Origin of the sequence: Campylobacter coli LMG 9860 (assembly GCF_000254135.1) — a bacterium.
In the GTDB taxonomy this organism is placed as follows: domain Bacteria; phylum Campylobacterota; class Campylobacteria; order Campylobacterales; family Campylobacteraceae; genus Campylobacter_D; species Campylobacter_D coli.
In genome coordinates this window covers 1-20811 of record NZ_AINS01000036.1, presented here as the reverse complement: position 1 = coordinate 20811, position 20811 = coordinate 1, and the positions used below count along the sequence as shown (strand labels likewise).

Annotated in this window: 22 protein-coding genes and 1 pseudogene; 12 read left to right on the top strand and 11 right to left on the bottom strand. The window is 31.7% G+C overall.

From position 1 onward, the window contains the following. The first annotated feature begins 49 nt into the window (after window positions 1-49). The 7 genes from nifJ to CCO88_RS05075 are packed head-to-tail and all read left to right on the top strand — an operon-like array spanning window position 50 to window position 9240. Window positions 50-3610, top strand: coding sequence for a pyruvate:ferredoxin (flavodoxin) oxidoreductase (nifJ, locus tag CCO88_RS05105; protein WP_004295563.1), 3561 nt, complete (start codon window positions 50-52; stop codon window positions 3608-3610). Window positions 3611-3633: 23 nt separating this feature from the next. Next, entirely contained in the window at window positions 3634-3945 is a 312-nt protein-coding gene (locus CCO88_RS05100) for a hypothetical protein (protein WP_002779316.1), read from the top strand. After that, on the top strand, window positions 3923-5341 hold the full coding sequence (mshL, locus tag CCO88_RS05095; RefSeq protein WP_002779315.1) for a pilus (MSHA type) biogenesis protein MshL: 1419 nt from the start codon (window positions 3923-3925) through the stop codon (window positions 5339-5341). Before CCO88_RS05100 ends, mshL begins: the two co-directional genes overlap by 23 nt. Then, window positions 5334-5930 carry an nSTAND3 domain-containing NTPase gene (locus CCO88_RS05090; RefSeq protein WP_002779314.1) on the top strand — a complete coding sequence of 199 codons (597 nt, stop codon included), beginning with the start codon at window positions 5334-5336 and terminating at the stop codon, window positions 5928-5930. The genes mshL and CCO88_RS05090 overlap by 8 nt, the downstream gene beginning before the upstream one ends. Next, window positions 5927-6523 (top strand): CDC27 family protein, encoded by a 597-nt coding sequence (locus CCO88_RS05085; protein WP_002779313.1) that lies wholly within the window; start codon window positions 5927-5929, stop codon window positions 6521-6523. Before CCO88_RS05090 ends, CCO88_RS05085 begins: the two co-directional genes overlap by 4 nt. After that, entirely contained in the window at window positions 6516-8078 is a 1563-nt protein-coding gene (locus CCO88_RS05080; protein WP_002779312.1) for a GspE/PulE family protein, read from the top strand. The genes CCO88_RS05085 and CCO88_RS05080 overlap by 8 nt, the downstream gene beginning before the upstream one ends. After that, window positions 8065-9240 carry a type II secretion system F family protein gene (locus CCO88_RS05075; RefSeq protein ID WP_002781160.1) on the top strand — a complete coding sequence of 392 codons (1176 nt, stop codon included), beginning with the start codon at window positions 8065-8067 and terminating at the stop codon, window positions 9238-9240. Before CCO88_RS05080 ends, CCO88_RS05075 begins: the two co-directional genes overlap by 14 nt. Here CCO88_RS05075 and CCO88_RS05070 read toward each other — a convergent pair. The 10 genes from CCO88_RS05070 to CCO88_RS05025 form a co-directional block, all read right to left on the bottom strand. Continuing rightward, window positions 9237-10001 carry a TSUP family transporter gene (locus CCO88_RS05070; protein WP_002781157.1) on the bottom strand — a complete coding sequence of 255 codons (765 nt, stop codon included), beginning with the start codon at window positions 9999-10001 and terminating at the stop codon, window positions 9237-9239. The genes CCO88_RS05075 and CCO88_RS05070 overlap by 4 nt on opposite strands. A 2-nt stretch (window positions 10002-10003) precedes the next feature. After that, on the bottom strand, window positions 10004-10768 hold the full coding sequence (locus CCO88_RS05065) for a TIGR02757 family protein (protein ID WP_002781156.1): 765 nt from the start codon (window positions 10766-10768) through the stop codon (window positions 10004-10006). 16 nt (window positions 10769-10784) lie between these two features. Beyond that, window positions 10785-12611: a flagellar hook-associated protein FlgK gene (gene flgK, locus CCO88_RS05060; protein ID WP_002781155.1), complete on the bottom strand. Its 1827-nt coding sequence runs from the start codon at window positions 12609-12611 to the stop codon at window positions 10785-10787. Between the two features lie 9 nt (window positions 12612-12620). After that, window positions 12621-13055, bottom strand: coding sequence for a flagellar protein FlgN (locus CCO88_RS05055; protein ID WP_002781154.1), 435 nt, complete (start codon window positions 13053-13055; stop codon window positions 12621-12623). Window positions 13056-13093: 38 nt separating this feature from the next. Beyond that, window positions 13094-13291: a flagellar biosynthesis anti-sigma factor FlgM gene (locus tag CCO88_RS05050; RefSeq protein WP_002781153.1), complete on the bottom strand. Its 198-nt coding sequence runs from the start codon at window positions 13289-13291 to the stop codon at window positions 13094-13096. Between the two features lie 62 nt (window positions 13292-13353). Then, complete coding sequence (locus CCO88_RS05045; protein WP_002781152.1) at window positions 13354-13695, bottom strand: rod-binding protein; 342 nt, start codon at window positions 13693-13695, stop codon at window positions 13354-13356. Next, complete coding sequence (locus CCO88_RS05040) at window positions 13695-14741, bottom strand: flagellar basal body P-ring protein FlgI (protein WP_002831996.1); 1047 nt, start codon at window positions 14739-14741, stop codon at window positions 13695-13697. The genes CCO88_RS05045 and CCO88_RS05040 overlap by 1 nt, the downstream gene beginning before the upstream one ends. 70 nt (window positions 14742-14811) lie before the next feature. Then, window positions 14812-15492: an RsmD family RNA methyltransferase gene (locus tag CCO88_RS05035; RefSeq protein ID WP_004295559.1), complete on the bottom strand. Its 681-nt coding sequence runs from the start codon at window positions 15490-15492 to the stop codon at window positions 14812-14814. Then, window positions 15485-15868, bottom strand: a complete 384-nt coding sequence (locus CCO88_RS05030) for a hypothetical protein (RefSeq protein WP_002779258.1) — start codon at window positions 15866-15868, stop codon at window positions 15485-15487. The genes CCO88_RS05035 and CCO88_RS05030 overlap by 8 nt, the downstream gene beginning before the upstream one ends. Continuing rightward, window positions 15865-16938, bottom strand: coding sequence for an HdrB C-terminal domain-containing protein (locus tag CCO88_RS05025; protein WP_004295557.1), 1074 nt, complete (start codon window positions 16936-16938; stop codon window positions 15865-15867). Before CCO88_RS05025 ends, CCO88_RS05030 begins: the two co-directional genes overlap by 4 nt. Before the next feature lie 82 nt (window positions 16939-17020). Here CCO88_RS05025 and CCO88_RS05020 point away from each other — a divergent pair, with 82 nt between their 5' ends. From CCO88_RS05020 to CCO88_RS05010, 4 genes and pseudogenes are all read left to right on the top strand, one after another. Further along, window positions 17021-17842 (top strand): thiamine-phosphate kinase, encoded by an 822-nt coding sequence (locus CCO88_RS05020; RefSeq protein WP_004295555.1) that lies wholly within the window; start codon window positions 17021-17023, stop codon window positions 17840-17842. Beyond that, complete coding sequence (gene truD, locus CCO88_RS05015; protein ID WP_004295553.1) at window positions 17811-18929, top strand: tRNA pseudouridine(13) synthase TruD; 1119 nt, start codon at window positions 17811-17813, stop codon at window positions 18927-18929. Before CCO88_RS05020 ends, truD begins: the two co-directional genes overlap by 32 nt. A 119-nt stretch (window positions 18930-19048) precedes the next feature. Beyond that, a pseudogene (locus CCO88_RS11090) lies at window positions 19049-19121 on the top strand (hypothetical protein); the annotation flags it as partial. 40 nt (window positions 19122-19161) lie between these two features. Then, complete coding sequence (locus tag CCO88_RS05010) at window positions 19162-19434, top strand: hypothetical protein (RefSeq protein ID WP_002779249.1); 273 nt, start codon at window positions 19162-19164, stop codon at window positions 19432-19434. Between the two features lie 85 nt (window positions 19435-19519). Here the strand turns inward: CCO88_RS05010 and prfB are convergent, their stop codons facing one another. Continuing rightward, the gene (gene prfB / locus CCO88_RS05005) at window positions 19520-20617 is read right to left on the bottom strand and encodes a peptide chain release factor 2 (protein ID WP_002792057.1); all 1098 of its coding nucleotides are present in this window, start codon (window positions 20615-20617) and stop codon (window positions 19520-19522) included. 73 nt (window positions 20618-20690) lie between these two features. Between prfB and CCO88_RS05000 the strand changes: the two genes are divergently transcribed. Further along, window positions 20691-20811, top strand: a 121-nt coding sequence (locus CCO88_RS05000) for a tRNA-modifying protein (protein WP_002784041.1), incomplete at its 3' end; no start/stop codon positions are given.

Here is a 20811-nt window from a genome sequence, read left to right as displayed (position 1 = left end):
GGCCGAAAAATTATAAAAATTATCAATTAATAATAAAAGGAAGGTTTCTATGGGTAAAATTATGAAAACTATGGATGGAAATGAGGCCGCTGCATATGCTGCATACGCCTTTACTGAAGTAGCCGGTATTTATCCTATTACACCCAGCTCTCCTATGGCTGATTATACTGATATGTGGGCAGCTGCGGGTAAAAAAAATCTTTTTGGCGTTCCAGTAAAAATCGTTGAAATGCAAAGTGAGGCAGGTGCAGCAGGTACTGTGCATGGATCACTGCAAACAGGAGCTTTAACCACAACTTATACAGCTTCTCAAGGTTTATTACTAAAAATTCCAAATATGTATAAAATTGCAGGGCAATTACTCCCCTGTGTAATCCATGTGGCAGCGCGTTCTTTAGCAGCGCAAGCTTTATCTATCTTTGGTGATCATCAAGATATTTATGCTGCAAGACAAATTGGTTTTGCTATGCTTTGTTCGCATTCTGTACAAGAAACTATGGATTTAGCTGGAGTTGCACATTTATGTGCGATTAAAGGAAGAGTGCCATTTTTGCATTTCTTTGATGGTTTTAGAACTTCGCATGAAATTCAAAAAGTTGAAGTAATGGATTATGAGCATTTTGATAGATTGTTAGATCGCAAAGCTTTGCTTGAATTTAGAAATAGTGCTTTAAATCCTGAAAACCCTAAAACACGCGGTACAGCACAAAATGATGATATTTATTTTCAAACAAGAGAAGTAAGCAATCGTTTTTATGATGCTTTACCAGATGTTGTAAATGAATATATGCGAGAAATTTCAAAAATCACAGGTAGAGAATATAAGCCATTTACTTATTATGGACACAAAGAACCTGAAAGAATTGTTATAGCTATGGGTTCTGTGACTCAAACCCTTGAAGAGGTTGTTGATCATCTTAATTCTAAGGGTGAAAAAGTAGGGATTGTAAAGGTTTATTTATATCGTCCTTTTAGTTTAAAATATTTCTTTGATGTTATGCCAAAATCTGTGAAAAAAATAGCTGTTTTAGATAGAACTAAAGAGCCAGGAAGTCTTGGAGAGCCTTTATATCTTGATATTAAATCAGCTTTCTATGGCAAAGAAAATGCTCCTATTATCGTAGGAGGAAGATATGGACTTTCTTCTAAAGATGTTGATCCTGCACAAATGATAGCGGTATTTGAAAATCTTAAACTTGATAATCCAAAAGATGGTTTTACAGTGGGTATTATCGATGATGTTACTCATACTTCTTTGCAAACAGGTGGAAAAATTTCACTAGGAGATGAAAGCGCTATAGAATGTTTATTTTATGGGTTAGGTGCAGATGGTACTGTGGGTGCTAATAAAAATTCTATTAAAATCATCGGAGATAAAACAGACTTTTATGCACAAGCGTATTTTGCTTATGATTCTAAAAAATCAGGGGGCTATACAAGAAGCCATTTAAGATTTTCTAAAAAACCAATCCGCTCAACCTATCTTGTTTCAACTCCACATTTCATCGCTTGTTCGGTAGCGGCTTATCTTGAAATTTATGATGTTTTAGCAGGAATCCGAAAAGGAGGAACTTTCCTTTTAAATAGTATTTGGAATGCTGAAGAAACTATAAGACAACTTCCAGATGCAGTTAAGAAGACTTTGGCTGAAAAAGAAGTGAATTTTTATATTATCAATGCTACAAAACTTGCTCGTGATATAGGACTTGGAAATCGCACAAATACTATTATGCAATCTGCCTTTTTCAAACTTGCAAAAATCATTCCTTATGAAGATGCTCAAAAATATATGAAAGAATTAGCTTATAAGTCTTATAGCAAAAAAGGCGATGCTATTGTAGAGATGAATTACAAAGCTATTGATGTAGGAGCAGATGGACTTGTAAAAGTAGAAGTTGATCCAAGTTGGAAAAATTTAGAAATCAAAGAAAAAGAACAAATCAATGCTTACAAGGGTACTGAATTTGTTGAAAAGATCGTTAAACCTATGAATGCAGCAAAAGGAGATGAATTACCTGTATCTACTTTCTTAGGTTATGAAGATGGAAGCTTTGAGCATGGAACGACCGAATACGAAAAACGCGGCGTTGGGGTAATGGTACCAAGATGGATAGAGGCTAATTGTATCCAATGTAATCAATGTGCTTCTGTATGTCCGCACGCGGTTATTAGACCATTTTTAATCAATGATGAAGAAATGGCTAAGGCTCCAAGAGGAGTAAAAGATCACGCTTTAGAAGCTAAGGGTACTAAAGGTGAAAAATTGAGCTTCAAAATTCAGGTTTCTCCACTTGATTGTACGGGCTGTGAGCTTTGTGTGCATGAGTGTCCTACTAAGGAAAAATCTTTGGTTATGGTTCCTCTTCAAGAAGAAATGGATTTTGGTGAGCAAGAAAATGCAGATTATTTATTTAAAGAAATTACTTACAAAGATGATATTTTAAATAAAGAAAGCACCAAAGGGGCTCAGTTTGCTCAACCTTTATTTGAATTCCATGGAGCATGTCCAGGTTGTGGTGAAACTCCTTATATTACTTTGATTACTAGATTATTTGGTGAAAGAATGATTATCGCTAATGCTACGGGATGTAGTTCGATTTATGGAGGTTCAGCTCCTTCTACTCCTTATAGAAAAAGCGTGAAAAATGGACATGGCCCTGCTTGGGGAAATTCACTTTTTGAAGACAATGCTGAGTTTGGTTTGGGCATGAAAATTGCAACTGAAAACACAAGACACCGCATTGAACATATCATGAATGAAAGCATGCAAGAAGTTCCAAATGCTTTATCAGCCCTTTTTAAAGATTGGATTGCAAATAAAGACAATGGTGCAGAATCGGTAGAAATCAAAGATAAGATGATACCTATTTTAGAGCAAAATACTGATATTAAAGCTGTTCAGGATATTTTAAATTTAAAACATTTTTTAAGTAAAAAATCTCATTGGATTTTTGGTGGTGATGGCTGGGCTTATGATATAGGTTATGGCGGGCTTGATCATGTTTTAGCAAGCGGTGAAAATGTAAATATTTTAGTGCTTGATACAGAAGTGTATTCTAATACAGGGGGCCAAAGTTCAAAATCTTCAAGAACAGGTGCAGTTGCGCAATTTGCCGCAGCAGGAAAACCTATACAGAAAAAAGATTTGGGTCAGATTGCTATGACTTATGGTTATATTTTTGTAGCACAAGTTAATTCTACGGCAAATTATAGCCATTTAATCAAAGCTATTATGGCAGCTGAAGCTTATGATGGTCCTTCTTTGATTATATGCTATTCTCCTTGTATCGCTCATGGTATCAAGGGTGGGCTTGGATATTCAGGCGAGCAAGGCGAACTTGCTACAAAATGCGGTTATTGGCCTCTTTATACTTTTGATCCAAGACTAGAAGAACAAGGCAAAAATCCTTTAACTATGGTAGGAAAAGAGCCTGATTGGGATCTTTATGAAAGCTTTTTAATGAATGAGGTGCGTTATAATTCTTTGAAAAAATCAAATCCAGAGCATGCAAAAGAATTATTTGAGCGCAATAAAAAAGATGCACAACGCCGTTATAGACAGCTTAAAAGAATTGCTATGGCTGATTTTAGCGATGAGGTTGAGAGCTGATAAAATATTTTTTAAGTATAACATTGTGCTTTTGCACTTTGTTATCATATGAGGATTTTGAAGAATATTTTAAGATTTTAAACACCAAGCAGAATGTAGAGCTTGGAAATCTTCAAAATCCATTCTTTAATCCTACTTTTGAAAAAATCAAAGACATAAAAATTATTGCTATTATGCTTGATAGAGTAAAGATTGATAATAAATGGTATAAAAAGGGTGATAAGATAGGGGAGGCCGTGATTACTGATATTACTACAAAAGAAATTATTTTAAGATATGATACTTTGGATTTTAAAATAGCGTTTAAAAACAATGATAAGATTAATATTTATTAAAATTCTATTTTTTACCAATCTTATTTATGCCATGGAATGCCAAAAACGCTTATTTGATATAAATATCAATGAAGATCTAAGCATAGAAGAAAGCCTAAAAGAACTTGCTAGTTATTGCTCTTTTAGCGTGGTAATTAAAGATACAATTGCTAAGGAAAAACTAAAAGCCATTCAAAGCAGTATCAATATCCACCAAATGAGTTTAGATGAAATTTTTAAACTTTTTATAGAAGAACAGGATCTAGCTTATAAATTTGATGGCAAGATTTTAAAAATTTCTGCTTTGCAAACTAGAATTTTTAAAATCAACTATATTACTTCAGTTAGAGAAGGACAAAGCATAACCAAGGCTTCGGTGGATTCTAAGCCAAGGCAAAGTGAGTATTATAGCGCTTTTGAAGATAATGAAGATAATATGATTAAAAGTATGGAAAAATTTGACTTTTGGCAAAATATAGAAAAAGAGATTATGATTTTGCTTAGCTCCTCACATGAAAACTATGATATAAAAGCACCTATAGTCAATCCAAATGCTGGGCTTGTTATCGTTACTGGAACGCATTCTCAGCTTCAACGCGTAAAAGCTTATTTACAAAAGCTTGAAAGTCGTCTTAAAAAACAAGTTATTATAGATGTGAGTATACTTGCTGTAAATCTTAATAAAAATCATTCTAGTGGGATCAATTGGCAAAATTTCAATATAGGATTAAATTCTCAAACGAGCGATAATACAAATTCTTTTATGCAAATACAAAATGGTCAAGGTTTTGTTAAAAATTTGGGTTTAAGAGCGAATTTGAATTTTGATTCCATTGTCAATTTTTTATCTCAAAGTGGAAAAACCAGTGTTTTATCTAATCCTAAATTAATGGCTTTAAACAATCAACAAGCCATTATTTCCATAGGCGATACTGTGAATTATCAAGTAAAAGAAAGCTCTAAAGGTACTGAAAATGGCACAACTGTAAGTGAGAGTTATAGTAATTATTCTATTTTCATAGGAATTTTGCTTAATATTTTGCCCGAAATTTCTGATGATGGAAAAATCATGCTTAGGATCAATCCAAGTCTAAGCGACTTTAAATACCCAGAGGACAATAAAAGACAAAAAGAACCCCGCACTATCGCGCCTGATACAATTCAAAAAAAGCTTTCAAGTGTGGTGCAAGTAGAAAATAATCAAACTTTAATTTTGGGCGGACTTATCTCTCATAATCGCTCACAAAATGATAATTCTGTTAATTTTTTATCTAAAATTCCCATTTTGGGTTCTTTATTTAGAAGTGAAGATGAAAATTCCAATATCACAGAAATTGTTTTTATCATCACTCCAAGCATAGTAGACAATACACATATACCTAGTCTTAGGGAGTTAGGATTTAAATACAATGAATAATATAATTGCTTTTAGACAAGAATGTTTTGATCAAATCAATGCCTTATTAAAAAATAAAGCTTTGATTTTACTTTGGGGTAAAAGCGGTAGTGGGAAAAGTGTTTTATTGCAAAGACTTGCGCTATATCATAATGAAGATTTTACCAATGAAATTTTTACAGATGAAAAAGATTTTCATCATTTTATACAAGATAAAAAACGAAAAATTATCATACTAGATGAAGTGGGGATGTATAGTCCTAATGTATTAGAACTAATTCGGATTTATAGCGATGAAATGAGTTTTGTGCTTAGCTCGCATAAAAAAATCAATCTTTTTGAAGAGGAGTATTTTAAAAGTCGTTTTAGTGCTATTTTTTGGCTTCAAAAACCTGATATAAATGAATTAAGCAATTATATCAAAATGAAATTTAATCAAGACTTTCCCCAAAAATCTTTAAAATTTCTTATGAAAATTTATCAAGGAAATTTAAGGTATTTAGACAAGATACTTCAAAGTTTTTGCGAATTAAACACCTATTTAAACAATAAAAAAAGTCAAGATTATATTTTAAGACTAAGCGCATTAGAGCAGGGATTTTTAAAATGAATATAGAAGAAAGAGTGCGCGAGCTTGAGGATAAATATAAAAGATATTTATTGAAAAAATATTTTAAGTTTTTATTTATCTTTGCCATTTTGATAGCATGCATGCTTATAAGCTTTTTTATGGTGCAAGATTTTTACAAACAAAAGGCCTTAGCTTTAGAAGCTTTAGAATATAAAAAAACACTCAATTGGCAAATTACACAAGCGCAAATTGCAAATGAAAAAAATAAAATTTTACAAGAAAGATTATCCAAAGATGAAAGCAAAGATGAGTTAGAAGAGGAGTTGAAAACTCAAATTGATATTTATTCTAAGATTTTAAATATAAGTGATTTAAAAAGGAGTTTTTACCAAAATCCAAGCTATCAAAAAGCTATGAATTTAGCTACTCAGTATTATGAAAACAAAGATTATGAAAAGTCTATTTTTTGGTCTTTAAAAGCCAATGACATCGATAGAAAAAATTCAGACTCATGGGTTTTATTTGCCAAGGCTAAACAAGCTTTAGGAAAAGATGAGGAGGCTAAGCAAGCTTTGGATACTTATGTAAGTTATTATGGCTTGATTGAATTTGATAAGGAAATAGATGATTGAGCGATTTTTATTTGAAGATTATATTAACGGTAAAATCACCCTTGAGCAAATTGATCGTGAGCATAAAATCGATAGTGAAATTTTTCTAAAAGCTTTGGCTAGTGATAAAAATATTTCTTATTCTACTTTAGAGGAACTTGATCTTAGTTTGGGTGAAAAATTTCCATGTAGTTTTCTTTTTAAATTTAAAATCTTGCCCATTTTAAGTAAAGAAAATACACTTCATATAGCAAGCTCCAAACCTTGTTCTTTAGAGCTTTTAGATGAGATTAGAATTTTTTATGAAGTTAAGAATATAGAAGTTTTGATCGCAAGCGAATTTAAGATTATGAAATTTTTATATAAACTTCAAGTTAGAGAAAAACTTAAAAATTTAAGCACCAATCTTAGATTAGAATGGAAAGAAAATAGAAGTCAAGATGAGCAAAGTTGTATCAGTCAAATTTTTGATTTTATACTCGATGAAATTCTTGAATTTAATCCTAGCGATATACATATAGAAGCAAGAGAAAATGATACTTTGATAAGATTTAGAGTAGATGGAATTTTACGCGAATTTGCTTGTCTTGAAAAAGATATTTATGAGGCTTTGGTTTTTCATATTAAATTTTTATCGCAGCTTAATGTTGCAGAATCAAGAAAGGCTCAAGATGGAAATTTTGAGCTTAAAATCAAAGAAAATAGATATGATTTTAGGATTTCATCTTTGCCTTTGCAAAATGGCGAAAGCATTGTGATAAGAATTTTAAAACACAACGAAGAAATTTTGGATTTAGAAAATTTAAATTTGGGCGAAAAAAATCTTACAATTCTAAAAAAAGCCCTATACAACCCTTATGGAATGATTTTACTAACAGGTCCTACAGGAAGTGGAAAAAGTACAAGTTTATATGCTTGTTTAAATGAGCTAAAAAGCATAGAAAAGAAAATAATTTCTGTGGAAGATCCTATAGAATATAAAATGCCTTTAATTCAGCAAATTTTGCTAAATCCAAAAGCAGGACTTGAATTTAATAATGCCCTAAGAGCCATTTTAAGACAAGATCCTGATATTATCATGGTAGGAGAAATCAGAGATGAGGAGAGCCTTGATATAGCGATTAAGGCTTCCTTAACGGGGCACTTGCTTTTAAGTACTTTGCATACAAATAATGCCATTTCTACCATAGATAGATTAATTGACATGAGTGCAAAGCCTTATTTGATCGCTTCTGCTTTAAGGCTTGTCATTGCCCAGCGTTTAGTGCGCAAGCTTTGTCCTAAATGCAAGCAAAAAAGCACTAAGGTTTATGAAATAAAAGGTGATTTTTTTGAAGCTAAAGGCTGCGAGTATTGTCATCATAGTGGATATCAAGGTAGAGAACTCATCAGTGAGTGTTTATATATCGATGAGGAAATAGCTCAAGTTATTAGAGAGGGTGGTTATAAAAATAAAATTCTAGAGCTTGCTAAAGTAAAGGGTTTTCAAAGTATGTTTGAGCAAGGTTTGCAAAAAGCAAAAGAGGGTATAACTAGCATAGATGAGCTTTTAAGGGTACTTAATGAAGCTTTATGAGCTCGAGATTAAAGGCAAAACAAAACAGACAAAGCATTTAAGGGCTAAAAATTTAAACGAAGCTCAAGCAAAAGCTATCGCTAAAAAATGGGAAATTTTAAATATCAAAGAGATACAAAAAGCAAGTTTTAAAAGATTAGATGATGCAAGATTTATCCTTTTCTTTCAAGAATTATCTTTGCTTTGCGAAGTAGGAATCAGCATAAAAGATGCTTTAAAGGAGCTTGATAAAATATATTCTCACAAGATGATTGCCAAGCTTTGCGATAATTTAAATTTAGGACAAAATTTAAGCCTTGCTTTTGAAAATGCAAATTTTGGGCTTACTCATGCGGAATTAGCCCTTATTAAAACTTCCCAAAACACAGGAAAATTAAGTGAAATTTTCATGCAAATTTCAAGATTAAGACAAAATAATGTAGAAAATGAACAAAGAGTCAAAAAAGCTTTAAGATATCCTTTGATTGTTTTTTTAAGTGTGTGCGCGGCTTTTGTTTTACTCATGCTTTTTGTTGTGCCTAATTTTAAAGATTTATTTGAGGATTTAAATTTAGCCTTACCCTTTATAACCGAGCTTATAATTTATATTTATAATTTTTTGGATAAGTATATTTTGCTTGTGTTTTGTTTGATCGCACTTATTTTATTTCTTACTTTATTTTTGTATAGAAAATATTATTTCTTTTCATATTTTTGCGATAGCTTGCTTTTAAAACTTCCTTTGTTGTCTAAATTTATTATTTATCAGCAAAATTATTCTTTTTTTATGATTTTCTCTTTACTTTTAAAAAGCGGCATTTCTCTTTTGGAAGCTTTTAAATTAGCCACTTTGGCCTTAAATAATAAAAAGGTATTATTGTATTATCAAGAAATTAGAACATTTATGGATTCTGGCCTTGAAATAAGTCACGCCTTTAAAAAAGTAGATCTTTTTGATCCTTTGGTTTTTTCTATGTTGAGTATAGCTATGAAAAGTTCTAAGCTTGAGTTTTTGAGCGAGGAGATTGCGAAATATTATAAAAACAAAAGTGAAAATTTAATGGACAAGTTTTTAAGCTTTTTAGAACCTATAATGACTTTATGGGTTGCGATTTTAGTATTGTTTTTAGCACTTGGAATTTTTTTACCTATATGGGAACTTAGCTCAGGAGTAAATTTTTAAGAAAAATAATCCCAAGCAACCTTGATGATAGTAGCACCTACGACGATTAAAAACAAGGTTTTTATAAATTTGCCATTGGTTTTAAGTACTAATTTTGAACCAAGATAGGCCCCTAAAATTTGTCCTACACCCATAAGCAAACCTACTATCCATAAAAGTTCATATTGCCACAAAAAGATAAAAAGAGCAACGACATTGCTGGTGAAATTTAGAATTTTTGTATTAATACTTGCTTTTTTCATATTAAAACCCAGTAGCATTACGCAAGCAAAAATCCAAAATGAACCCGTCCCAGGCCCTAAAAAACCATCATAAAAACCCAAAGTTAAACCACAAATTAAATGAAAAAATTTGATATTTTTTATCTTTGCTTCACTCTCGTGTTTACCCAAACTAGGACGCAAAGCAGTGTATAAAAAAGTCAAAGTTAAGAAAATCAAAATGATAAGTTTTAAATGCTCATCTTTTACAAAAAGCACGCTGTAACTTCCTATGGCTGCGCCTAAGGCTGTGAAAAAAATACCATAAGCAAGATGAGGTAGGGTGGTTGATTTAAAATAAGTTAAAGTCGCTGTAAAAGAGCCAAAGACACTTTGGAGTTTATTGGTTGCCAAAGAAAGATGTGCAGGAATTCCACAGGCTATAAGCGCAGGAAGTGTGATAAGCCCACCTCCACCCACAATAGAATCAATAAATCCTGCAAAAAGAGCTACAAAAAACAATACAAAATAATAAATCGTATCTAGATGTTCAAAGCCCATTTTTACTCCTTTAGTTTGCTAAGTTCTTTATTTTGCCCCAAACGATAAAGCGCAAAGTCATATTTTATAGGATCATTTGCATCCAATCTTTTTAAATTATGCGTGAGTTCTAAAACGCTTTTATAGTCGTATATTTTACGCTTTAGAAGACCTAAAGTCAAGGAAATTTTATGTGTATGTGTATCAAGAGGGATTAAAAGATCTTTGGTGTGAATTTTGGTAAAAAGTCCAAGATCAAGCTCATCTTTTCTAACCATCCATCTTAGATACATATTATAACGCTTAAGAGGTGAAGTAGGGGTATTTTGCCAAATTTTACCAAAGAAAAAATCATAACCATAACTCGAATACGAATTTAAAGTCTTGATTTTTTGCAAAAAAGCTAGGATTGCATCGGTGGTATTTTCTCTTTTTTGATAGGCTGTACTAAAAAGTTCATGGAGTGAAATTTCATTTTTAAGCCTTGCAAAAGTGAGAAAAATTTCTTGTATATCCTTTTCATTTTGAAAACGATATTTTAAATTTTTAAGTTCTTTTTGAATTTGTTTTTGGCTTAAATCAAGCAAAGAAAAATCAAGTTTTTTTAAAAAATTGACTATATTTTTAGCATTCCCATAAGCAAATAAAGCACAAAGTAAAGCGATAAATTCATCATTATGAAATTTAGCAACTTGCAAAGGATCAGGACTTTCAAAAAGAGCTTTGTTGGTATTTTTTTCTTCGACCAAAGAATCAAGTTTGTTTTTAAGTGGAGTAAAATTTTTCACTAGATACCGCTAGAGCTTAGGATTTAAGCCCTAATAAGGTATCTAGCATTTGATCTACTGTGGTTACGATTTTTGCTGCAGCACCATAGCTTGATTGCCATTGTATGAGAGCGGCTAATTCTTCGTTGGTATTTACCCCGCTTTTAGATTGATATTCGCTATAAACGGAGTTATAAAGCGTTTGATTACTCGCATTTACAACATTATTGTTTTCACCATCAGAGCCTATTTTACCCGTAAGCTTGCGGTAATACTCTTCCATAGTAAGATTATCAATTGTTCCATCTTCATTGTAAAAATTCACTTTATCATATTGAAGTTGTATGATTTTATTTGCCATATCATTTCCACTATCAACACCGTTTAGGCTTGCTCTTACTGTGCTTGGATCATTTAAGATAGAATCTTTTACTTTGATATCGCTAGCATTAGTTCCGCTAAAAAATCCTCCTATGCTAAATGCACCGGCAAAATTGGTTCCCTTATCTTCTATGGCTACTTTAAAGCCTGATTTTGCATTGATTTGAAATAAACTATCCCCTGTTTTTGCATCATAGCTAAAACTTGCATTGATATGATCATCAACATCATCATTTGCATTATTGTTGCCATTATCATCTGTGTTAGCAGTGATTTGACGCATGATATCTTCCATAGTGGTATTTACATCAACGGTAATGGTTTTTGTAAGTTTTTTATCGCCCTTATCATCATAAATAACTATATCAAAACTTCCAGGCTGTATGGTTCTATCATAATTTACCAAAGGAATGTCCTCTGTAAGTCCTGGAAGATAATCAGAAGTTACTGAGCTTTTTGCTGAGCTTGCGTAAAGATTATTGGTTTCATTGATCATGGTTTTTGCAAAGGTATTTAAAGAATCCATATAGCCTTGAATGATTCCATCGCTATATTTTCCTTCGCTTTTGCTATAATTTCTTCCGCGTAAGTCAAGTTGAGCTCCAAGTTGTCCACCGTTAATTTTTGCAGTTAGATCGCGAACTTTTTCATCTGGAGTTTCATAATAAATGCTATAAGCTTTATTTTTATCATCATAATCAAGTTTTAAAGGATGAAAATTAACACCATCTACTATACTAAAACCTTCTATGCTGAGATTGTATTGATGTCCTGGATCAGTGATGGTTGTATCAAGGCGATTGTCTTGATTGATTTCATTTTTGCTTGCAACTGCACTAACTAGCTTTGAAAGAGTAAGCTCAAGTTCATCTCTTCTATCCCTAAGTTCATTTGCGTGTTCTGTTGGTAAGGCTTCTTGTCCATAAATTTGTTTATTTATAGTAGCAATTTCTTCGCCAATTCTATTAATCTCATCAACTGTATTTTTAATATCATCATTTACTTTTTTTTGGATTTTATCTAAGGTAGCAAAGGTATTATTTACACTTTCTGTCAAGGTTTGAGAAGCTTTTACAAGGGCTATTTTGGTGGCATTTTCATTGGGGTTAGATGCAAAATCATTCCATGCTTTATTGTAATTTTCTAAGTCTTGTAAAATTCCAGTACTTTGCAAATCAGGAAAGCGTTGAGCGATTTCTTCTAGGGTTGAGGCCATGTATTTTGTGTATTCTAACTGATTTGAAGCACCTTTAAGCTTATAGTATGAGTACTCATCATGCAAGCGGACTATGCTTTCTACGGCTGTTCCTGTTCCAACTTGTACTCCACCTGTTGTAACAAAGCCATTTGTAGTTTGTACCACTCTTTGACGAGTATAAAAGGTTGCATTTGCATTGGAGATGTTATTACTTGTGGTTGCAATTTGTACTTCACTTGCCTTTAAACCAGTAACCCCTGTATATAAAGTTCCAAAAATACCCATCTTTAATCCTTAAACATTGATTTTAAAAATTGACTCTGGAGTAGTCTTTTTATCTCCATAAGCATTATTTGTTCCATCATTCATATCAAACATTTTATTAACCAAGCCATCGAGAAAATCTTTAACAATAAGAACAAATTTCGCGTATTCTTTATTTGTAGTATGAAGAGTTTGTAAGTTCTTTTTAAGTTCATCTAATTTTTGCTTATCTTCTTCATCGAGCAATTCACTCAATCCTTTGGTAGAACTGTTATTAAGCTCAACTAAAGCAGAATCAAGTTTTTTTTTAGCAGCACTAAATTCAGAGATAAGCTTGTTTTTTTCTTCAACACTTGAAGCAACTGTATCGTGTTTTGCAATTTTTATATTTTCTATATCTTCTTGTGTTAATTCTATGAGTTTTGTTAAGATGGCATTGACTTCATCGAGTCTTTGTTTAAGCATTTCATTCTCCTTTTTAACTCAAAAAAAGGAGAATGAAATCAAATTAAAGAATCCGCTATTGCTTGAGCTGTAGCTTTTGTGTCTATTTTATAGCTACCATTTTTAATTTGCTCTGCGATTCTTGCAGCTTTATCATTCTCTGTTTTTTGAGTGTCGTTTGTTTTAGTTTCTTTGTCTGTTTTTGTTGTATTTAAAGTGGTGTTTGCCACATAACTTTGTTGTATAGGATTGATCATTTCTGCCTCCTTTGATCTTATATAAATCCTCTACAAACTATATCGACTAAAAATTAAAAAACTTAACCCCTTTCTTTTAAAAAATCGTATAATAATTTTGAAAATCCCATGCCACCGCTTAAGGCTTTACTCATGGTATCATTATACATAGATGAATAAATTTCATCACTCGCATCTTTTCCAAAAAGTGAATTTTGAGTTTTTAAAGATACATCTAAAACTTGTTTTAGAAAAAAAGCTTCAAAAGCATCGGTTTGCTCTTTTAAAGCTTCATCTTCTTTGGTTTTTGTTATTATCTCATTGTTATTGATCTTAAAGTCAGATTCTAAGATTCTTGCCTTAGCTGCGCGTTCAAGCAAAGCATTATTCATACTATAAGTGCTTAAAAAATTATCTACTTTCATTAGATGATCTCCAAATCTGCATTGATAGCACCCGCTCTTTTTAAATTTTCCATGATAGCAATGATATCATTTGGCGTTGCTCCAAGTTTGTTTAGCATTCTAGCAATGTTTGCAACTGTGCTTTTGGCATTGTTGATTCTTAAGGTATTTGAACTTGGATCTACAAAGCCACCATCTTTCATATCGATCTCATTTTGAGCTGCTGCTGCATTATTGTTTGGATCAATTTTTATGGTAATATCTTTATGGGTGATTAAAACAGGCTCAACCTCAATATCCACTCCTGCAATCACCGTTCCTGTTCTTTCATCGATAATTACCTTACTTTGAGGAGTATAAGCAATATCTTGCTCTAAAACTCTTGCCATAAAATCAACATTAGAAAGATCTTCAGGTTTTTTAAGTTTTACCGTACGAGAATCAATAGCTCTAGCCACATCTTCTTCAAATATAGTATTTAAAATTCTTTCTATATCGCTTGCTGTTTTAAAATCTGCTACTTTTAAGCTTAGGGTTAAATCACTATCTTGGCTAAAATTTTGCGGAATTTCTCTTTCTACATTAGCACCACCCATCACAGTAGCAGCAGTAGAGTGAGAGCCTGCTCCTCCTGGTCTAGCAGTTAATCCTCCTGTTGAGATAGAACCTTGTGCAATAGCATAAATTTCCCCATCGATTCCACGAAGTGCGGTAAGCAAGAGTGTTCCACCTTGCAAAGATTTTGCATCGCCCATAGATGAAACTGTGATATCGAGCTTATCTCCACTTTTTGCAAAGGCTGGAAGTTTAGCTGTTACCATAACTGCTGCTGTGTTTTTTGATTTGATATCGTTAGGATCTACTTTGATATTCATACCCTGCAAAAGATTGGATATGGATTGTAGTGTAAATTTCGAGCTTGTTCCATCTCCGCTACCATTTAATCCTACAACAAGACCATAACCTATGAGCTGATTATCTCTTACGCCTACGGTATTGGCTATATCTTTTATTTGTGTTGCAAAAACACTTGTCATCAAAAGTAAAAAAAATATTAAAACCCTCATCGATTCTTCCTTTAATCTGATAGTTAGAATAAAAGAAGCAATAAGTGTTCCAAGATTAAAATTTATTCTTCTAGAATATTTTTTGATAAAAACTAAGACTAGTTGATCCGAATTTTTTTTCTTTTATTTTGGTAAAATTTGCTATATTATCAGGAGTTTTGATTTTAGAATTATGTTCTAAAACGATACAAAATAAAGCATCTAATTTTAATTTTTCTAAAAAATTATAAATTTTTTCATAAATTCCACTAAAACCCTCCCTTATATCAAAAGGCGGATCAAGATATAAAATAACATCTTCTTTAGAATCTTCTATAAGTTTAGGCAGTATTTCAAAAGTATTAGCATGAATTACTTTTAAGTTTGTATCTATATTTTTAGCATTTTCTAAAGCGATTTTATAAGCGTTTAAATCAAGTTCTATAGCATAAGCTTTAAGAGCGTAATTGCTTAAAGCTTCAGCAGCCATTAAAGCACTTCCTCCAAAAGCTTCGATAAAAATTTTATTTCTTAAATCTGATCTTAAGACATCAAAAACACATTTTTTTACGATACTTTTAGTGCTTCTTGTGGTTTGAAGACTAGGTAAAAGCAGTTTTTTACCCTTATATATGCCACTTTCTATGCTTGTATATAATTTAGGCAAGGTTTTTTTGGTTTTTTCTTTTTTATTGGGCTGGGTAGAGTCGTTAAAATGGATATTTTTCTTACCTTGTAAAAAATCCTTAACGCTTATAAATTCATTATTCATACATTAAAGCTTTAACCAGTTTATCTTTAAGCTCGCTGATAGCAAGATCTATCTTGCTTTGATAGTCTCTTTTAAATTCACTTGCGATTTCATCTATCCTTGCTTCTAGCACTCTTCTTCTTTCATCGGCTAGTTTTTGAGCTGTTGCTTTTAGCGCGCTATCGAATTCATTTAAGGAATTCATGAGAGCTTCTTTGCTAAAAGGCAAACTTAAAAAGGGTGAATTTTTAGCGATGATAAATAAAGGCTTTTGAGTAGAGATTTTTTCATCGCTTATGATAAAATCGCAGTCCTTTTTCATCACTAAATGCTCTTTTAAAAAAAGCTCTAAGGCTTTTTCGATGATCAAATCTTTACATTCTAAAGAAATTTTCATATCAAACTTACTTTCAAGTCATGATTTTGCAAAGAAGGATTTTTAATGCCTTGGATTAAAGAAAGGAATTCAAAATAACTTAAAACATAAAAATCCTTAAATTCTCTTCCACTACTTTGCATAAGTTTTTTCGAGCAAGTGTCAAACATATAAAAATCTTTTGCTTGATTTACCACCATAAAATCAGCACCACTATCGTAAGCATCAAGGATGATATTTGCTGCCATTTTATAGCTAAGTTCAGGGTTTAGTTGAAGTAGTGAAAATCCATTGTTTTTATCGCTATTTTCATAAGAGATAAAATGAGCTTTGATTTTTGATTTTATATCATCTTTGATCTTAAAACCATAACATGCGATATTAAAATCATTAAAATCATATTTAATTTCACCAAGTTCTTTGATTTCATTATCAAAAGCATTGATTTTTGGCAAGTCAAATTCCAAAGCCGCTTCGTTGATAAGTTTTAAATCTATGATTTCTTTTTGTAAATTTTTGATAGTATTTTCTAAATCTTCATTTTTACTTGTAAGATGATAAAAGATGCCTTTTTGCGTATCGCAAATTGTCTTTAAAATTTTTATTTTTTTATCAGGATATTTTTCTATCATTTTTGAAGCCAGATAAAACACTGCATCGCCCATATATTCAGGTAAAAAGTCTAAAATTTCGCTTGAATAATACAAATAATCATATTTTTCATAAAGCTTTTTATCTTCCTCATTTGCAAATGGAGCAAGGTATTTAAATTTTTCTAAAAAATCATCTTTGTTGATAATGAGGTCTTTTACTGATCTTTTGGTGCTTAGTGGCTCTATGATGAGATTAAAATCGTATTTTTTCACCAAGATATCTAAAGGTGTATTTAATGGTAAAAATTCTTTATTGACTACGATATAGCTTTTATCATTTTTTTCAAAATCAAAATAAATATCATCATTTTGCACTTGCAAAAGTAAATCATAAAGAGTGGCAAAATTTTCATAATTATCATAAACATAGGGTTTATAATAAGCCTCATAATCTTTTTGTTTATCAAATCTAAAAATTCTAAGTTCTAAATTTTTCATGCTTTTTCCTTTTGATAAGTAATTATATAAAATTTTTTTAAAATTCACTAGAATTTAAAAGGAAATTTTATAAAATCTTTTCATGAATAAGGAAGATTTTATAATCAAAGCTTTTTTAAATGAAAAAAACGGCGATGATGGTGCTATCGTCGATAAATGGTGCTTGAGTAAGGATTTGTTTTTTGAAAATGTGCATTTTAAAAGAGAATGGCTGACTTTAGAGCAAATTGCTACAAAGGCAATGCTGGTAAATATTTCAGACGCTATTGTGATGAATGCTAAGCCAAAATACGCACTTTTAGGGCTTGCTTTGCCAAATAGCCTAGGTGAAGATGAGATTAAGGCCTTGCAAAAAGGTTTTTTAAAAACGGCTAAAAAATTTAATATCAAAATTATAGGCGGTGATACTATAAGCAATGATAAAATAGACATTAGTCTTACTATCATTTCAAAGATTAACGATAAAGCTGTTTTTAGAAAAGGTTTAAAAAAGGGGCATTTACTTGCTTATACGGGAAAATTAGGACGAAGTTTAAAAGGGCTTGAAATTTTACAAAATGGGGGCACTTTAAAACCAAACCATGTATTTATAAAACCAAAATTAAGGCCTGATTTTTTTTATGAAATCGCACCTTTTATATCTTGCGCTATGGATATTTCAGATGGTTTGAGTAAAGATTTATCAAGACTTTTAGCACAAAATAAATGTGGTATTTCTTGGTTTAAAACACTTGATGATTATGCGCTTTATAGTGGGGAAGAATATGAAATTTTATTTGCATTTGATGAAAAAGAGTATCCAAAGATAGAAAAAATTGCAAAAAAACACGGCGCGAAATTAAATATCTTTGGAAAAGCAGTGAAAGGAAAATATGAATTTAGAGGAAGAGAACACCATTTTTAAGCCTTTATATAGTTTAAAACACAGTCCTATTAATGCGTATTTTAGTAAAAATAGCGATGATTTTGTAGTGCGTGAAAGGCCTTTGTATGAATTTAGTGGCAAGGGCGAACATCTTATCTTGCATATCAATAAAAAAGATTTAAGCACTAATGAAGCTTTAAGAATTTTAAGCGAATTAAGCGGGGTTAAGATGCGTGATTTTGGCTATGCTGGACTTAAAGACAAGCAAGGCTCTACTTTTCAATATCTTTCTATGCCTAAAAAATTCGAGAGTTTTTTGACTAATTTTTCTCATCCTAAGCTTAAAATTTTAGAAACTTTTATTCACGAAAATAAATTAAGAATAGGCCATTTAAAAGGAAATTCTTTTTTTATACGCTTAAAAAAAGTAATGCCAAGCGATGCTTTAAAATTAGAGCAGGCTTTGATAAATTTAGATAAACAGGGGTTTGCAAATTATTTTGGTTATCAACGCTTTGGAAAATTTGGGGACAATTACAAAGAAGGGCTTGAAATTTTACGTGGTAAAAAGATGAAAAATGTCAAAATGAAGGAGTTTTTAATCTCTGCTTTTCAAAGCGAGCTTTTTAATCGTTATTTGAGTAAAAGAGTGGAATTATCGCATTTTGCAAATGATTTTACCGAAAAAGAATTGGCACAAATTTATAGCATCTCCAAAGAAGAAGCTAAAGAACTTAAAAAACAAGAGCAGTTTTTTAAGCTTTTAAAAGGCGAGGTTTTGGGGCATTATCCTTTTGGAAAATGCTTTTTATGCGAGGATTTAAGTGCTGAACTTGAACGTTTTAAGGTAAGAGATATCAGTGCTATGGGACTTTTAATCGGTGCTAAAGCTTATGAGGCTAGTCAAGGACTGGCTTTAAATTTGGAAAATGAAATTTTTAAAGACGCTTTGGAATTTAAAGCTAAAATGCAAGGCTCAAGACGCTTTATGTGGTCGTATTTAGAAGATGTTAAATGGCGTTATGATGAGCAAAAAGCCCATTTTTGCATGGAGTTTTTCTTGCAAAAAGGCTCTTATGCTACCGTGGTTTTAGAAGAGATTTTGCATAAAAATTTGTTTGAATGAAATGATTGCGAGTTAAATTTTAATGTGATTTTTACTTTAAAAATTTATTACAAAAATGATATTTAAATTTTAAATTTAGGTACAATTATATTAATTTAATTTTTAAAATAGGAGTAAAAATGAAAAAAATTTTAACAAGTGCTTTGGCTTTAGGAGCTATGACTTTGATTATAGGTTGTGGCGGTGATGATCGTTTTGTGGAAAATTTAATAAAAACGAATTAAATTCTTTTGTGGAAAAAGGTTTTGAGTTAATTAAAGCAAAAAACAATAATGCTAATATGGATTTTTATTCTCCAGAAACTTTAAAAAATTTCGATGAAAAAAGATACAAATATTTAAAATCAAAAGACTTCCGACTTTATGGCAGTGTTAAAGGTTATCAATATATGATATTTAGTGTCAATAAAGATAAGAGCGATAAAAGGGAATTTTGGGCTTTAATTTGCGAAGATAGCAAAGTGGAAAATTGCAAAATAGAAAATGCTACAGGGCGTGGAGTTTAAAATAAAACAAGCGGGAAAATCCCGCTATCTTTCTAATTCTTTTTTATACCGACATTTTGCGGAAATTACTTATTTTTAAAGCCTGTTACTCTGCTTTTAAAGCAATCAAAACGCCTTCTATCATTTTTTTGATATCTCCATCAAGGATATTATCCACTTGAGAAAAAGCTTCTCCACTGCGATTGTCTTTAACTTGCTGATAAGGGAAAAGCACATAAGAGCGGATTTGATGCCCCCAGCCTATCTCACTTTTTTCACCTGCATTAGCACTATCTTGTTGTTTCATGAGTTCAAGCTCATAAAGGCGGGATTTTAGCATTTTAAAAGCGGTGGCTTTGTTTTTGTGTTGGCTTCTATCGTTTTGACATTGCACGACTATACCGGTTGGAAAATGTGTGATTCTTACGGCTGATTCTGTTTTGTTAACATGTTGTCCACCCGCTCCACTTGCTCTATAATAATCTATTCTTATATCTTTTTCTTCGATTTCTATTTCTATATCATCATCGAGTTCAGGGCTTACCATAACGCTTGAAAAGCTTGTGTGGCGGCGTCCTGCGCTATCAAAAGGAGAGGTTCTTACCAAACGATGAATCCCATTTTCAGCTTTTAAATACCCATAAGCATTTTCACCCTTAACCAAAAAGCTCACATCCTTAAGTCCTGCTTCCTCGCCCTCTTGAAAGTCTAAAGTTTCGACTTTAAAACCTTCTCTTTCGCAAAATCTTAAATACATCCTATAAAGCATGCTTGCCCAGTCATTACTTTCCGTTCCACCCGCACCAGGATGAATGGAAACAATAGCATTTTTGCCATCATTTTCTCCGCTTAAAAGCATGGAAATTTCAAGACTTGTGATGGTATCTTCAAGTTTTGGCGCATCATTAAATAAAGCTTCAAGCGTTTCTGTATCGTTTTCGCTGTTGGCTAGATCGAAAAGTTCGCTTGCGTCATTTAGAGCATTGAAAGCATTTTCGTAGTTTTTTAGTAGATTGGTAATCTTGGTTTTTTCTTTGCCTATGATTCCTGCTTGCTTGACATCATTCCAAAAAGAAGGAGAATTTTCAAGCTCTTCGATCTCTTTAAGCCTTGTTTGGATGTTTTCAGGCTTGATGATAGAGGCTATGTTGCCGACTTTGTTTTTTAAAGTTTTTAAAAGTTCGCTAAATTCGTAATTATCCATAAAATTTCTTTGCTATAATTATATTTTTAAAATCAAAGATTATATCAAAATAAAACTTTAATATAGGAAAAAAATGTCAAAACTTTATCTTATGTCTTTAGGCTGTAATAAAAATTTAGTCGATAGTGAGATTATGCTAGGGCGTCTTAGCGCTTATGAGCTTTGCGATGAGCCAAGTAAAGCTGATGTTTTAA

Coding starts and splice junctions, on each gene's coding strand:
- nifJ (WP_004295563.1), top strand. CDS start 50: ATGGGTAAAATTATGAAAACTATGGATGGAAATGAGGCCGCTGCATAT.
- mshL (WP_002779315.1), top strand. CDS start 3,923: ATGATAAGATTAATATTTATTAAAATTCTATTTTTTACCAATCTTATT.
- CCO88_RS05090 (WP_002779314.1), top strand. CDS start 5,334: ATGAATAATATAATTGCTTTTAGACAAGAATGTTTTGATCAAATCAAT.
- CCO88_RS05085 (WP_002779313.1), top strand. CDS start 5,927: ATGAATATAGAAGAAAGAGTGCGCGAGCTTGAGGATAAATATAAAAGA.
- CCO88_RS05080 (WP_002779312.1), top strand. CDS start 6,516: ATGATTGAGCGATTTTTATTTGAAGATTATATTAACGGTAAAATCACC.
- CCO88_RS05075 (WP_002781160.1), top strand. CDS start 8,065: ATGAAGCTTTATGAGCTCGAGATTAAAGGCAAAACAAAACAGACAAAG.
- CCO88_RS05070 (WP_002781157.1), bottom strand. CDS start 10,001: ATGGGCTTTGAACATCTAGATACGATTTATTATTTTGTATTGTTTTTT.
- flgK (WP_002781155.1), bottom strand. CDS start 12,611: ATGGGTATTTTTGGAACTTTATATACAGGGGTTACTGGTTTAAAGGCA.
- CCO88_RS05055 (WP_002781154.1), bottom strand. CDS start 13,055: ATGCTTAAACAAAGACTCGATGAAGTCAATGCCATCTTAACAAAACTC.
- CCO88_RS05050 (WP_002781153.1), bottom strand. CDS start 13,291: ATGATCAATCCTATACAACAAAGTTATGTGGCAAACACCACTTTAAAT.
- CCO88_RS05045 (WP_002781152.1), bottom strand. CDS start 13,695: ATGAAAGTAGATAATTTTTTAAGCACTTATAGTATGAATAATGCTTTG.
- CCO88_RS05040 (WP_002831996.1), bottom strand. CDS start 14,741: ATGAGGGTTTTAATATTTTTTTTACTTTTGATGACAAGTGTTTTTGCA.
- CCO88_RS05035 (WP_004295559.1), bottom strand. CDS start 15,492: ATGAATAATGAATTTATAAGCGTTAAGGATTTTTTACAAGGTAAGAAA.
- CCO88_RS05030 (WP_002779258.1), bottom strand. CDS start 15,868: ATGAAAATTTCTTTAGAATGTAAAGATTTGATCATCGAAAAAGCCTTA.
- CCO88_RS05025 (WP_004295557.1), bottom strand. CDS start 16,938: ATGAAAAATTTAGAACTTAGAATTTTTAGATTTGATAAACAAAAAGAT.
- CCO88_RS05020 (WP_004295555.1), top strand. CDS start 17,021: ATGAATAAGGAAGATTTTATAATCAAAGCTTTTTTAAATGAAAAAAAC.
- truD (WP_004295553.1), top strand. CDS start 17,811: ATGAATTTAGAGGAAGAGAACACCATTTTTAAGCCTTTATATAGTTTA.
- prfB (WP_002792057.1), bottom strand. CDS start 20,617: ATGGATAATTACGAATTTAGCGAACTTTTAAAAACTTTAAAAAACAAA.